The organism is Sphingomonas sp. 179-I 2A4 NHS (assembly GCF_045369135.1).
GTDB lineage: Bacteria > Pseudomonadota > Alphaproteobacteria > Sphingomonadales > Sphingomonadaceae > Sphingomonas.
In genome coordinates this window covers 1-12450 of the sequence record NZ_JBIQFL010000025.1, presented here as the reverse complement: position 1 = coordinate 12450, position 12450 = coordinate 1, and the positions used below count along the sequence as shown (strand labels likewise).

Below are 12450 nucleotides of genomic sequence, written 5' to 3'. Positions count from 1 at the left end.
GGATAGCCGCGCCGCCTAAGCGTTCGCTGATTGTTCGCCCTTAGCGTTGTTTAGCGTACCATCCACGCTATGCCCTCCTGAAGGCCGTAACCCGCCATCAGCCCCATCGCGCGCTCTACCGGCTCCAATCGGCCGAGCGCGGCGAACTCATCGAGCAGGAACAGCACCGGGCGTTCGGGCCGGGTAGGGGAGCGGGCCATGTCGGTGACGGCCTGCGCGACCAGCAGCCGAAGCCACCGCGCATATGTATCGAGCCGGTCGGGCGGGAGGCACAGGAACACGGTGCCGGGCCGCTCCTTCAGGTCCGCGAAGCTGAAATCGGCCGCGGACGTGCTTTCGACCAGGCGCGGGCTGTCGAGAAAGTGGGTGTGGCGCTGCGCTGACGACAACACGCCCGCGGCCTCGCGATCGGACTTGCCGAGGTGGCGGTTAGCGGCGCGCGCGATCAGGCCATGCGCGCCGGTGCTGGCCTGCATCGCCGCCAGCAGCGCGGCGAAGGCGGCGGGATCGCGGGTGAGTTTGTCGCGCACGGTGGCGAGCGTGGCGCGGGCAGGGGGCTCGTGGACGACGGTGTGCAGGATCACGCCGGCGATCAGCGCCTTGGCTTCCTCGTTCCAATGCGCCTCGCCGCTCTGCCCCGGCGCGTCATGTACCAGCGCGTCGGCGATCGTCTGCGCATCTTCCGCGAGGTCCGGGCTTGTCGGGTCGAGCTGCGCGAGGGGGTTGTAGCGGGCTGCCGGGCGCCCTGAGACCCCGAAGGGTCCAGGCACCACACAAGGCCCTTCCTCGCCCTCGCACGAGCCGTGGCGCGGGCATTCTCGCCCTTGGGGTCGATGCAGACCACCGAGGGGTCGAGCATCAGCAGGTTGGGGATGATCGTGCCGACGCCCTTGCCAGATCGGGTGGGTGCGATCGTCAACAGGTGCGCCGCGCCGTCATAGTGGAGCAGCTTGCCGGACTCCTTGCCGCGGCCGATCAGGAGATCCCCGTTCGCTTCCAGCTTGCGCACGTCGGCGCGGTCGCCGAAGCGGGCCGAGCCCAGCAGCTCGTTCCTGCGGTTGGCCCCACGGCTGTTGATCCACCAGGTCGCGCCGATCAGTCCGACCAGGACGAGGAACGACACCGTGCCGGAAATCTGCCCGACGCCGAAGATGCCTTCCAGCCACCGCGCCGTCGCATAGGCGGCGACGAACGCGACGACGATCGCGAGCCGCCAGCTGATCGGCCGACGCCCACCGATGAGCGGCCCCGCCATCAGCTGACCCGTTCCAGTGGGGTGATCGCCAGCGCCGCATCGGCGTCGGGATGGTCGAGCAGCTTGAGGATGATCTGAGTAGCGAGGGCAGGGGGCACGGCCTCGTCGCGCAGCATGTCGAACAGCAGGTGCTCGTCCGTCTCCAGCGCCATGCCTTCGATGGCGAGGTTGGCGCGCGAGTCCGCATCATCGTCGCGCCACATGGCAACTTCGGCCGGCGTGCCGCGCACGAAATCCAGCGCGCGGACTTGCCTGCGGATCGCCTCAATATCCAGTAGCGCCATCGCCTTTCTCCGTCGCTTCGCTTTCCGCGTCGAACGCGCGTCTGCCGCGCCGCTTCCAGAGCGCGAGCGTGTCGTCGGCATCGTCGCCGCGAGCGCGGCCGACCATCTCCAGCAGCGCGCCATAAATGGTCGCGCGATCGTCATCGGCGAGTTCGACCAGGCCGGCCTTCTGGACGAGGCCGCCCAGCTCGATCAGGTGGCGGGTGCGTTCACGGCGTTGCACGACCCAGCCTCGCGTATCGCTACGACGCCGCGCCGCTTCCAGACGCTGGATCAGCGCCCGGTTCCGCCGCTGCGCTGTCGCTGTTGCCGCCAGCAGTCCGGCTAGCTTTGCGCGAGCGCCGCTGAAAGAACGCGGCGCCCTTCGCACGCCACGCCTCCTTCGCTTCCGCGTCCTTGGAGGCGACTGCATCAAGCAGCGCGCCGGCGAGCGTTTCCATGTCGAGCGCATCGGCGCCGGTGGCGGTGACAAGCTGGCCGAGTTGTTCGACACGGCGCGCCTTGATCGTGCGCGCGCGCTCCTCAAGGGCCTTCAGTTCCGCGTCATAGTCGCGCACCTTTCGCATGGTGCTTTCTCCTCCGCCTCAGGATCACCGCAGCCTAGCAAACCGGGTGGGACAGGCAACCCACAAGTGAAGCGCGGGACAGTCAATCAGGAGAAGCGAAGCGGATTATGAGTGCGCGCTTATACGTCGTTGCCGACGTGCGCTAAGTAAGGCAGATTGCAGAGCGCGATGGCGATCTACCATTTCAGCGCGAAGGTCATCAGCCGTGCGAACGGCTCCAGCGCCATCGCGTCCGCCGCATATCGCTCTGCATCCGAGCTGCACGATGAGCGGCTTGGGCGTAATCACGACTTCTCGAACAAGGCTGGCGTCATCCACTCCGAGGTGCTGTTGCCGAAAGGCGCACCGGAGCGTTTGTCGGATCGCACGACGCTGTGGAACGAGGTGGAGGCAGGAGAGAAGCGCAAGGACGCGCAGCTCGCCCGCGAAGTGGAGTTCTCGATCCCGCGCGAGATGAATGAGAAGCAGGGCGTAAGCCTCGCCCGCGATTTCGTGGAAGAGCAGTTCGTGAAGCGCGGGATGGTCGCCGACCTCAACGTGCATTGGGATCATGCGAAGGACGGCAGCCCCAAGCCGCACGCGCACGTCATGCTGTCGATGCGCGAGGTGGGACCGGATGGTTTCGGGAAGAAGAACCGCGACTGGAATAGCGCCGAGCATCTGAAGGGCTGGCGCGAGGCGTGGGCGGCCCATGTCAACGAACGCATGGCCGAGCTGGGGCTGGAGGGGCGGATCGACCATCGCTCCTATGCCGACCAGGGCATGGAGCTTGAGCCGCAGCACAAGATTGGGCCGGCAGGGATGCGCCGCCTCGACCGCGGCGAGGATGCCGAGCGCGCCGACGATCACCGGCGGATCGCGCGGGAGAACGGTGAGAAGATCGCGGCCGATCCGCGCATCGCGCTGGACGGCATCACGCGCAGCCAAGCCACCTTCACCACCCGCGACCTGGCGATGTTCGTTCACCGGCACAGCGACGGCAAGGATCAGTTCGACCAGGTGATGGCGGCGGTGCGTGCCAGTCCCGAGCTGGTGGCGCTGGGTAAGGACGGGCGGGATCAGGACCGCTTCACGTCTCGCGACATGATCGCGACGGAGGCGCGGCTTGAGCGGGCGGGCGACGAGCTGGCGAGCCGTCGCGAGCATGGTCTCCCGGCAGCGGCGCTCGGGGGGGCGATCACCGCCGCCGGGAGTGAAGGGCTCGTGCTCGGGGGAGAGCAGGAAGCCGCGCTGAGGCACGTAACCGGGCACGGCGATCTTGCTGCTATCGTAGGTTATGCGGGCACGGGCAAATCGGCCATGCTGAGCGTGGCGCGCGATGGATGGGAGCGCGCCGGCTACACCGTGCGGGGCGCGGCCTTGTCTGGCATCGCGGCCGAGAACCTGGAGGGCGGATCGGGAATCCAGTCCCGCACCATCGCCAGTCTTGAACATGCATGGGGGCAGGGCCGCGGCCAGCTCACGCCCCGCGACGTGCTGGTGGTGGACGAAGCGGGCATGATCGGCACCCGCCAGATGGAGCGGGTGCTGTCCCATGCCCGGGATGCTGGCGCCAAGGTGGTGCTGGTTGGCGACCCAGAGCAGCTTCAGGCGATCGAAGCCGGCGCGGCGTTCCGGTCGATCGCAGAGCGGCACGGTGCGGCCGAGATCACTGAGGTTCGCCGGCAGCGTGACGACTGGCAGAAGGATGCGACGCGCGCGCTGGCGACAGGCCGCACGGCCGAGGCACTGCACGCCTATGAGAGCCGCGGCATGGTGCAGGCCTCCGACACGCGCGAGGCGGCGCGGGCCGGGCTGGTCGATGGCTGGGACCGGCAGCGCCAGGCCGATCCCGACAAGACCCGCATCATCCTCACCCATACCAACGCCGAGGTGCGCGAGCTGAACCAGGAGGCGCGCGGGCGGATGCGTGCGACCGGCGAGCTGGGCACCGACACCAGCGTCACCGTCGATCGGGGCCGGCGCGACTTCGCGGCAGGCGACCGGATCATGTTCCTGCGCAACGAGCGCAGCATGGGGGTGAAGAACGGGACGCTCGGCACGCTGGAGCAGGTCAGCGAGGGCCGAATGGCGGTGCGCCTCGATGGCGGTAACCGCGTTGCGTTCGACCTCAAGGACTATGCTCATGTCGATCACGGCTATGCCGCGACCATCCACAAATCGCAGGGCGTGACGGTCGATCGCGCGCATGTGCTGGCGACGCCGGGGATGGACCGGCACGGCGCCTATGTCGCGCTGTCGCGGCATCGGGACGGTGTGTCGCTTCACTATGGTCGCGACGACTTCTCCGATCAGCACCAGCTCGCCCGCACCCTGTCGCGTGACCGCGCCAAGGACATGGCTGGCGACTATTCGGCGCCGTCCGACCAGGACCGGCGCGAGGCCTTCGCCGAGCGGCGCGAGATACGCTGGCCCGAGCGCGCGCGGGAGATCGCCGCCAAGGTGCGTGACAAGGCGCGCGGCATGTTCGACGGCTTCCGGCCCAGGCCGGCGCCGGAGAAGGCGTCCACGCCCGAACGGGAGCCCGCGATCGGTGGCAAGCCCGACCAAGCCAAGGCGATCGAACGCTATGCACGCGCCACCACCGATATAGGCCGGATGCGCGCCAAGGGCCTGCCGGTGCTGCCGCATCAGGAGAGCGCGTTGCGCAAGGCCGGCGAGGTGCTGGACGCCAATCGACCCCATGCCGCGCGCGACCTCGCTTCCGCGCTCCGGCGCGATCCCAGGCTCATCGAGCAGGCCGCTGGCGGCAACATCGGCGGTGCGGCGCGCGCGATGGCCGAGGAGCAGCGCGTGCGGCTCGACCCGGAGGCGCGCGCGGGTCGCTTTGTTGAGGCATGGAAGACGATGCAGCGCGATCGTGCCGCCCTGGAGCGGGCAGGTGACCGCGCCGGCGCGGAGCGGTTGCGCGGCAACATGGCGAAGGTCGCCGGCGCGATCGGGCGCGACCCGCAGCTTGAATCCGCGTTGCGTCGTCGTGCGCCCGAGCTGGAGCTGAAACTGGAGAAGGACCGGGCGATCGGCGACGCGCTGGCAGCATCGATCGGACCCGGCCGCGAGCGCGACCGGGGATTGAGCCGGTAGGCGATCGTGCTTTCGGGGACGACGGGGAGACAGGATGAGTGAGGACGAGCACGAACCCGAGACAGCCCAGGAAGCCTTCGCGCGGGTAGAGGGCGAGCTGGCGTTGCTACGCCGCGCGGTCGAGCGGATGGCGGTCGAGCGCGCCGAGGTGCCCGAGCAGCCCGACTACAGCGAGACGCTGGCGGGCATGGTGCAGAAGATCGACGCCACCTTGCAGCGCGCCGACGCGCTGGTGGCGGCGGCCAGGGACGGAGCCACTCCGCGGCATGTCGTTGACCGGATCGTGGCGGCGGGTGCCGACGCCCGCGCCGAGGACCGGCGGACGATCGCGACCGCAGCCGCAGAGTTGAAGGACGCGACCCGGGTGCTTCAGGGCGTCACCGCATCGGCGCGGCGCGGCGACGAGCAAAACCGCTGGCTGATGTGGACTGCGATCGCCGGGGTGGTGTTCGGCATGATCCTGTGGGCGGTGTTTGCTGGCATCGTTGCGCGCGCCGTGCCCGCGAGCTGGCAATGGCCGGAGAAGATGGCGGCGCGTTCGCTCGACTTGCCGATTTGGGAAGGCGGGCAGCGCATGATGCAGGTCGCCTCGCCCAGCGCGTTCGCGGCCCTGGCGGCAGGCGACCGGATCGTTGCCGCCAATCGTGAGGCGCTGGAGGCGTGCCGAAAACGGGCGGATCGGGATCGCGAGACGGTGCGATGCACGGTCAACGTCGTGCCGGAGGAGCGTCAATAAGCGCGGCGAACCTGAGTAGGGAATGACTTCCCGCCCGCCACGTCGTTCTTGTGCGGCCGTAACTGCCACGAAATAGTTGCGAACGTCTCAGGTGCGCGCGGCCGCGCTCGGTTGACCGAAGCAGGTCCGATCGTTGAACAGTCTTGTCCGGTCTTGACGGAGTGATGGGTGAATAATCCTTGGGCAACGAAGATGGAGCAGTTCACCCGGTTCAGCGCTGAGGAGCGGCAAAGGCTGGACGTGCTGATTGCCGGCAGGCAGCAAACCCATGCGGCGCGCGAGGACATTATTCCCGAGGGCGTGCACTCGGACTACTGCCACGTCCTGCTGACGGGGTTTGCCTGTCGCTATACGATGTTGCCCGATGGCGAGCGCCAGATCATGGCATTTCTTATTCCCGGCGACTTATGCGACGCCGAAGCCTTCATCCTGAAGAAAGTGGACCATGCGATCGGCACCATCGTGCCGAGCACGACGGCCATGATCCACGCCGACGACATGAAGAAGCTGCTGCGGGAGGTGTCGGCGCTATCGGAGGCGCTGTGGTGGGGCACGTTGACCGACCTTGGCGTGTTGCGTGAGCGTATTGTCGGTCATGGACGCCGCGATGCGACCGAAAGACTGGCGCATCTGCTTTACGAGATGCTGGTCCGTTACCGGGTAGTCGGCGAGGCGACCGACCATTCGTTCGACTTCCCGCTAACGCAGATCGATCTTGCCGATGCCACGGGGCTCACCCCAAGCCACGTCAACCGCATCCTCCAGCGTTTTCGGGAGGACGGGCTGATCGAGTTGCGCAGTCGAACGCTCAAGGTCACCGATCCCGCGAGGTTGAGGGACGTGGGACAGTTCAACGCGAACTATTTGCATCTGGAGCGCACCGAATCCGGTGACCCGGCCGTTATGGACAGAGTGGGCGATCTGATCGCACCATCTCCTTAAATTCAGCAAGTCTTCAGCCGGATCGGACCAATGACGTGGATATGGCTTCCAGCACCGGCATCTGTAACCTGACAGCCCAGGCATATCGGCTTCGCATGGGGGAACTCCCGGAGGCACCCAAAGTCCTCACCCATAATGACATGTCGGCCGAGATCGTCGTGCCCGAGAGCGGCGTTCCGTTCGAGGCCGGTCAAGCGGGGCGCGACATGCTTTATATCGTCATGGCCGGTTCGGGCGTGGTCGAGAGCGACGGCCAGGAAGTGGACTTCACCACCGGAGACGTTCTGTTCGCGCCGGCGGGCGCTGATCGCCACTTCACGAAGCTGAGCCAGAAATTCAAAGCCTGGAAGATAGCGCTGCGGCCCGAATGAGAGAAAATCGCTCAGTCGCGCATTTCTTTTCGAAAACTGTTCCAGTGCAAGGCGGAACCAGCCCCGCATGATCTAGGTTAGCTCCGTCACATGCCAAATGCCTCCGGGGCGCATGTGGTTGGAGGACACGGACCTTCGCCTCTGTGTCCGAACGGAGAGCGATCATGTCCGATGACGACCTGAGCTATTATCGCCGCCGCGCCGAAACCGAGCTTGAGCAGGCACAGCAAGCACGCAGCCCTCAGGTGGTTGCGGCCCACTCCCAGCTTGCCGAAGCCTATCTTGAGCGCATCGCATCGACCGAGCCGACCGGGCAGACCTGAGATGCATGAAGGCCTGCAATCGCCCGCTTCGACGGCTGCTCCCATGTCTTCGCGTGTGTCGCTTGCGGGCACGCGGATCGGCGCGTCACCCCTCCTTTCGCGCGAGGAGCGGCAGGCGCTGGAAGGTGCAGCGCTGACCTCCCGCTCAGTCAGCACCGGTCAGGACCTCATGCGCGAGGGTGAGGCGGCCGATCGTCTCCACGTCATCGTGGACGGGTGGGCGTGCCGCTACCTGACCACCCGCGACGGTGCTCGCCAGATTTCGGCACTGTTGGTGCCCGGCGATACCGTCAATCTCGACGTGCTGGCGTTCGGTCGTTCCGGCTACGGGGTGCGCGCTCTCACGGCGGCGAAGGTGCTGGCAATCCCGCGTGAACGGGCGCTGGCGCTTGCCGCCCAGCACGCAGGGATCGTGCGGACGTTCGCGCTCCTGGCGTTCACCGAAAACGCGATCGTCAGCCAATGGACGCTCTGTATCGGCCGCCTTTCGGCCCGGCAGCGGCTCGCGCATCTATTGTGCGAACTGAGTGTCCGCCTCGAAGGTTCGGAAGGTGACGAGAGCAGCTTTGGCCTGCCAGTGACCCAGGAGCAGCTTGCCGATGTGCTCGGGCTTACGTCCGTCCACGTCAACCGCACGATACAGCAGCTGCGGACCGAGGGGCTGATTGTGACCGGGAACTGCACCATCACCATCCCGAACGTGTCCAGGCTTCGTGCCGCCGGCGAGTTCGACCCGGCTTACCTGCATATCCCGCCAGTCAATCACGAGTGACGGGTGTGCCGTCCGTCGCCGCTTTGACGGAGAAAGTTCATGACCAAGGATAATCTCGCATATTACGAGCGACGAGCCCGTGAGGAGGCCGAGGCCGAGGCCTCCGCCAAATCCGCGGAGGCCGCATCCGCCCACCGGCTTCTGGCGATCGAGTATGAAGCACAGGCCCGCGAGCTGCGGTTGCGCTCGGGACCTGGCACCGAGGATCGAGGTGAGCGGGCCGAGGAATCAGTGTCTGGTGAAGCAAAGGCCCATCACAGGCCCAAATTGTCGATCAGGTAAGTGGCGCGCCGATTATCAGCCGATTGGTACGGAGAACGGATCGCGAGACTTGAGTAATTCATCATCGCCTACGAAGTCCTTCTCACCCAATATGATGTCCTAGGCACCCACGACGCAGCAGGCCGGCAGGACGCGCGTATCCATGACTCCATCAGACGACTTGGCTCGTCAGTGGCCCGGATGGAGCAACACAGGATAAAACTGCTGTGCGCGCTGAAGGCTTTAAGCTGATGATTGCCGATTGCAGCGGCCACGCTCTGCAAGGAGATTCGCAAACGTGTCATCAAAGCCCTCAACGCCGCACGTTTGGCAACCGGAGAACCTCCAACTGGCCGTTGAAGCCGCTGGCGTGTCGCTCTGGGCATGGAACGTCGATGACGACCGGTTCACGATGGACGAGCGAGGGTTCGAGCTGTGGGGTATCTCTTGGAACGAGAGCGTCACCTTCGAGGAATTGTCGGAGCGCATCCATCCCGCGGACCGCGACCGCGTGCGAGCTGGCTTCGCTGCTACCCGGGCGGTGCTCGGCCCATACGAAACCGACTTTCGTATCATGATCGACGCCGAAGTCAGATGGATCTCCGCCCGAGGCCAGGGTCAGGACGTGGGCATCGTGGGCAGAACGATGTTCGGCATCTTCCTTGATGTGACAGGACGCAAGCAGGCCGAGGAAGGGCATGAGCTGCTTGCCGGTGAGATGAGCCACCGGGTCAAGAACCTGCTGGCGATCGCGGCAGGGCTTGCCGAGATCACGTCCCGGTTTACCGAAACGACCGCAGACATGGCGCGCGAGCTGTCGCAGCGTCTCGCGGCCTTGGGGCGGGCGCACGACCTGGTGCGGCCGTTGCCGGGAGGGCAGGGTCAAGCAGCGCTCCTGGGAGACCTGCTCGCCGTGTGAACCGCCCCGGGTCTGCCGGAGGCCTTGGGTTGTGAGTCATGCTGCCATATCGATGTTGTCCGCGGCAGCATAATATTGATCTTCGGCTTCGGCGGGCGGGATGTTGCCGATGGGCTCCAGCAGCCGACGGTGGTTGAACCAATCGACCCATTCGAGCGTGGCGTACTCGACGGCTTCGAAGCTGCGCCAGGGTCCGCGCCGGTGGATCACCTCGGCTTTGTAGAGACCGTTGATCGTTTCGGCCAAAGCGTTGTCGTAGCTGTCGCCGACACTGCCGACCGATGGCTCGATGCCGGCCTCGGCAAGGCGCTCGGTGTACTTGATGGACACGTATTGCGACCCGCGGTCGCTATGATGGATCAGGCCACCCCGATGGGTCGGACGGCGATCGTGGAGCGCCTGTTCGAGAGCATCCAGGACGAAGCTGGCGTGCGCCGTCCTGCTGGCGCGCCAGCCTACGATCCGTCTGGCGTAGGTATCGATGACAAAGGCGACGTAGACGAACCCTGCCCAGGTCGTGACATAGGTGAAGTCCGACACCCAAAGCCTGTTCGGCGCTGGCGCAAAGAACTGGCGGTTGACGTGATCGCGCGGGCACGGTGCCGCCTTGTCGCTGATGGTCGTACGCACCGGCTTGCCCCGGATCACGCCTGCCAAGCCCATCTCATGCATCAGCCGTTCGACGGTGCAACGGGCGATCACGAAGCCCTCCCGCATCATCTGCCGCCATACCTTCCGCACGCCGTAGACCGCAAAGTTCTCCGCGAAGACGCGAGCGATCTCGGACTTGAGGATCAAATCCTCACGCGCCCGTGCTGACAGACGCGATGGATCCTGTCGCTGCGCGACGTGCTCGTAGTAGGTGGATGGGGCGATCGGCAGGACACGGCAGATCGGCTCGACCCCATAGGCATCGCGGTGATCGTCAATGAAAGCGATCATCGCCGGAACGGGCGGTCGAGCTCCGCCTGCGCGAAATATGCCGATGCCTTGCGCAGTATCTCGTTGGCCTGTCGCAGCTCACGGACCTCGCGTTCCAGCGCCTTCACCTTGTCGGCCACCTCGGTCGGGACACCGCCGCGCTTGCCGCTGTCGACCTCGGCCTTCTTCACCCACTCATGCAGCGTCTGCGGAACGCAGCCGATCTTCTCGGCAATCGATACCACGGTGGCCCACCTGGACGGGTGATCCCGCTCGTGATCGAAAACCATCCGCACCGCTCGCTCGCGGACTTCGGGCGCAAACTTGTTCGTCGTCTTGCTCGTCATGGCTCCACCTTCTCAAGAGTTGGAGCCTCCGACAAACCCGGGGCGGTTCAGTGCTCCTGGCTCCCTATGACGACCTGGGCGCGTTCAGCGGGCGGATACGCGTGGCGGTTGAACGCATGGGCGTGGGAGAAGCCGCCGCGACGAGCCTGGCTCTGATCATCCATGAACTGGCGACGAATTCCCTTAAATATGGCGCCCTGTCAGCGGAGGCGGGTACGCTCGATGTCTCCAGCACATCGAGCGGTGACGAGATCACGGTGATATGGATGGAGCAAGGCGGCCCGCCGATTACATCGACACCAGACCGGGCCGGGTTCGGAAGCAAGCTCGTGGAACGCAGCGTCTCGCAGCAACTGGGGGGCTCGATCGACTATGACTGGTCCAATGGAGGCCTAACGGCCACCCTTCGCCTCAATCGCGAGAGGCTTGCTTGCTGAGAGAGTAGGGCACGGCAGGAGGCGCCATTAGCGGACATGACGCTCCGGCTAAAGCAGCGTAAGGACGGCTTCGCGGTTTCCACCAACTTGAGACAATCGTTGGTGTCACAACCGGTGGGTTTTTATATGCGCTAAGTGAGATGCCAAGGGCATCATATGACCGTACTTAGGAGATTGTATGTCAGAGCCTCTATCGCCAGAAACCATCGCTATCATCAAATCGACAGCTCCGGCGCTCCAGAAGCATGGCGTGGAGATCACGACGCACATGTACGAACGGCTGTTCGTCGATCCTGAAATCAAAGCTCTGTTCGATATGGCGGCTCAAGAATCTGGTGAGCAGCCCAAACGGCTTGCGGCCGCTATCCTCGCCTTCGCACAGAACGTCGATAAGCTCGACGCATTGAAGCCGGCCATTGAGCGCATCGCTGCGCGCCACGTCGCGACACACATCAAACCAGAGCATTATCCCGCCGTCGCGAACGCTCTGCTACCGGCGATCAAAGACGTCCTTGGAGACGCGGTTGATGATACCGTGCTGAATGCATGGGGCGAGGCGTACTGGTTCCTTGCCGACGTTCTGAAGGCACGTGAAACCACCCTCTACGCCGAGGAGGCGTGACAGCGGAAGGCGTGCCATTGGAGAGCGCTGGCGAGCTTCCCTGAAGCCTGGAGCCTTATCGACAGACTGAGCTGCCCCCTTCTGAGTGGTCCATCGACTATGACAGTCTGGACCAAGGAAGGGACGACGAATGCCTGCCAAGAAGCACAAGCCCGAGGAGATCATCGGGAAGCTGCGCGAGGTTGAGATCATGCTGGGCCAGGGCGGCACGACCGCCGAGTGACGTGCTCCCCAAAGCTCTACCAGTTATAACTGGAGTCCGGGGTTGGTATGGTGCCCCTCGGGGCGGTGTTGCACAACCCGCCTGGCAGCATCGGCGGGCGTCAGCCCGCCAACACCACTATGCGGCCGCACATGGTTGTAGTCGTCGCGCCAGAGCCGCAGCACCGAGCGGGCATGGCCGAGCGACACGAACAGCGTCTCGTTGAGGCATTCGTCGCGCAGGCGGCCGTTGAAGCTCTCGACGTAGCCGTTCTGCTGCGGCTTGCCCGGTGCGATGTAGTGCCACTCGACAGGCCGTTCCTGCGTCCATCTCAGCCCACATTTCCCAAGTAAGGCGCTGATTTCGCTGTCCTGACCATTATATTTCCTATATAAAACATGGTATTGA

General features: G+C 65.2%; 16 protein-coding genes, 1 pseudogene and 1 other annotated feature. Of the genes and pseudogenes, 10 read left to right on the top strand and 7 right to left on the bottom strand.

All coding sequences use genetic code 11. The features are described 5' to 3' along the window. Positions 1-50: 50 nt before the first annotated feature. The 5 genes and pseudogenes from ACH0CP_RS18625 to ACH0CP_RS18605 all read right to left on the bottom strand — a co-directional run bounded on the left by ACH0CP_RS18625 (position 51) and on the right by ACH0CP_RS18605 (position 2105). A complete protein-coding gene (locus ACH0CP_RS18625) occupies positions 51-770 on the bottom strand; it encodes a type IV secretory system conjugative DNA transfer family protein (protein WP_406893937.1) in 720 nt (239 codons plus the stop codon). Between the two features lie 35 nt (positions 771-805). After that, positions 806-1255: pseudogene (locus tag ACH0CP_RS18620) on the bottom strand (type IV secretory system conjugative DNA transfer family protein); the annotation flags it as partial. Beyond that, positions 1255-1539, bottom strand: a complete 285-nt coding sequence (locus tag ACH0CP_RS18615) for a hypothetical protein (protein ID WP_406890091.1) — start codon at positions 1537-1539, stop codon at positions 1255-1257. The pseudogene ACH0CP_RS18620 and the gene ACH0CP_RS18615, both read right to left, overlap by 1 nt. Beyond that, positions 1520-1762, bottom strand: coding sequence for a conjugal transfer protein TraD (locus ACH0CP_RS18610; protein WP_406890089.1), 243 nt, complete (start codon positions 1760-1762; stop codon positions 1520-1522). Before ACH0CP_RS18610 ends, ACH0CP_RS18615 begins: the two co-directional genes overlap by 20 nt. Before the next feature lie 19 nt (positions 1763-1781). Then, entirely contained in the window at positions 1782-2105 is a 324-nt protein-coding gene (locus tag ACH0CP_RS18605; protein ID WP_406890087.1) for a conjugal transfer protein TraD, read from the bottom strand. A gap of 168 nt (positions 2106-2273) precedes the next feature. Between ACH0CP_RS18605 and traA the strand changes: the two genes are divergently transcribed. From traA to ACH0CP_RS18565, 8 genes are all read left to right on the top strand, one after another. Further along, entirely contained in the window at positions 2274-5189 is a 2916-nt protein-coding gene (traA, locus tag ACH0CP_RS18600; RefSeq protein ID WP_406890085.1) for a Ti-type conjugative transfer relaxase TraA, read from the top strand. Positions 5190-5223: 34 nt separating this feature from the next. Next, positions 5224-5925, top strand: a complete 702-nt coding sequence (locus ACH0CP_RS18595) for a DUF6118 family protein (RefSeq protein ID WP_406890083.1) — start codon at positions 5224-5226, stop codon at positions 5923-5925. Between the two features lie 192 nt (positions 5926-6117). Continuing rightward, positions 6118-6867, top strand: a complete 750-nt coding sequence (locus tag ACH0CP_RS18590) for a Crp/Fnr family transcriptional regulator (RefSeq protein WP_406890081.1) — start codon at positions 6118-6120, stop codon at positions 6865-6867. A gap of 140 nt (positions 6868-7007) precedes the next feature. Beyond that, the gene (locus ACH0CP_RS18585) at positions 7008-7238 is read left to right on the top strand and encodes a hypothetical protein (RefSeq protein WP_406890079.1); all 231 of its coding nucleotides are present in this window, start codon (positions 7008-7010) and stop codon (positions 7236-7238) included. 164 nt (positions 7239-7402) lie between these two features. Then, positions 7403-7561 carry a hypothetical protein gene (locus ACH0CP_RS18580; RefSeq protein ID WP_406890077.1) on the top strand — a complete coding sequence of 53 codons (159 nt, stop codon included), beginning with the start codon at positions 7403-7405 and terminating at the stop codon, positions 7559-7561. Between the two features lie 43 nt (positions 7562-7604). Further along, a complete protein-coding gene (locus tag ACH0CP_RS18575) occupies positions 7605-8333 on the top strand; it encodes a Crp/Fnr family transcriptional regulator (protein ID WP_406890075.1) in 729 nt (242 codons plus the stop codon). A gap of 39 nt (positions 8334-8372) precedes the next feature. After that, positions 8373-8615 carry a hypothetical protein gene (locus ACH0CP_RS18570; protein ID WP_406890073.1) on the top strand — a complete coding sequence of 81 codons (243 nt, stop codon included), beginning with the start codon at positions 8373-8375 and terminating at the stop codon, positions 8613-8615. A gap of 349 nt (positions 8616-8964) precedes the next feature. After that, a complete protein-coding gene (locus ACH0CP_RS18565; protein ID WP_406890071.1) occupies positions 8965-9513 on the top strand; it encodes an HWE histidine kinase domain-containing protein in 549 nt (182 codons plus the stop codon). 36 nt (positions 9514-9549) lie between these two features. Here ACH0CP_RS18565 and ACH0CP_RS18560 read toward each other — a convergent pair. Further along, a protein-coding gene (locus ACH0CP_RS18560; protein WP_406890069.1) for an IS3 family transposase occupies positions 9550-10781 on the bottom strand; the annotation gives its coding sequence in 2 pieces (ribosomal slippage) (positions 9550-10484 and positions 10484-10781; 1233 coding nt in all). Beyond that, positions 10381-10497: a sequence feature (AL1L pseudoknot), on the bottom strand. It overlaps the preceding gene by 117 nt. Positions 10782-10882: 101 nt before the next feature. Here ACH0CP_RS18560 and ACH0CP_RS18555 point away from each other — a divergent pair. Both ACH0CP_RS18555 and ACH0CP_RS18550 read left to right on the top strand, forming a co-directional pair. Beyond that, a complete protein-coding gene (locus ACH0CP_RS18555) occupies positions 10883-11218 on the top strand; it encodes a hypothetical protein (RefSeq protein WP_406890067.1) in 336 nt (111 codons plus the stop codon). Between the two features lie 178 nt (positions 11219-11396). Continuing rightward, positions 11397-11840, top strand: coding sequence for a globin domain-containing protein (locus ACH0CP_RS18550; protein WP_406890065.1), 444 nt, complete (start codon positions 11397-11399; stop codon positions 11838-11840). A 246-nt stretch (positions 11841-12086) separates the two neighbouring features. On the opposite strand, the gene ACH0CP_RS18545 is transcribed toward ACH0CP_RS18550, so the two are convergent. Beyond that, on the bottom strand, positions 12087-12450 hold a 364-nt coding region (locus tag ACH0CP_RS18545), incomplete at its 5' end, for a transposase (protein WP_406893936.1).

Coding starts and splice junctions, on each gene's coding strand:
- ACH0CP_RS18585 (WP_406890079.1), top strand. CDS start 7,008: ATGTCGGCCGAGATCGTCGTGCCCGAGAGCGGCGTTCCGTTCGAGGCC.
- ACH0CP_RS18575 (WP_406890075.1), top strand. CDS start 7,605: ATGTCTTCGCGTGTGTCGCTTGCGGGCACGCGGATCGGCGCGTCACCC.
- ACH0CP_RS18595 (WP_406890083.1), top strand. CDS start 5,224: ATGAGTGAGGACGAGCACGAACCCGAGACAGCCCAGGAAGCCTTCGCG.
- traA (WP_406890085.1), top strand. CDS start 2,274: ATGGCGATCTACCATTTCAGCGCGAAGGTCATCAGCCGTGCGAACGGC.
- ACH0CP_RS18590 (WP_406890081.1), top strand. CDS start 6,118: ATGGAGCAGTTCACCCGGTTCAGCGCTGAGGAGCGGCAAAGGCTGGAC.
- ACH0CP_RS18580 (WP_406890077.1), top strand. CDS start 7,403: ATGTCCGATGACGACCTGAGCTATTATCGCCGCCGCGCCGAAACCGAG.
- ACH0CP_RS18615 (WP_406890091.1), bottom strand. CDS start 1,539: ATGGCGCTACTGGATATTGAGGCGATCCGCAGGCAAGTCCGCGCGCTG.
- ACH0CP_RS18550 (WP_406890065.1), top strand. CDS start 11,397: ATGTCAGAGCCTCTATCGCCAGAAACCATCGCTATCATCAAATCGACA.
- ACH0CP_RS18570 (WP_406890073.1), top strand. CDS start 8,373: ATGACCAAGGATAATCTCGCATATTACGAGCGACGAGCCCGTGAGGAG.
- ACH0CP_RS18605 (WP_406890087.1), bottom strand. CDS start 2,105: ATGCGAAAGGTGCGCGACTATGACGCGGAACTGAAGGCCCTTGAGGAG.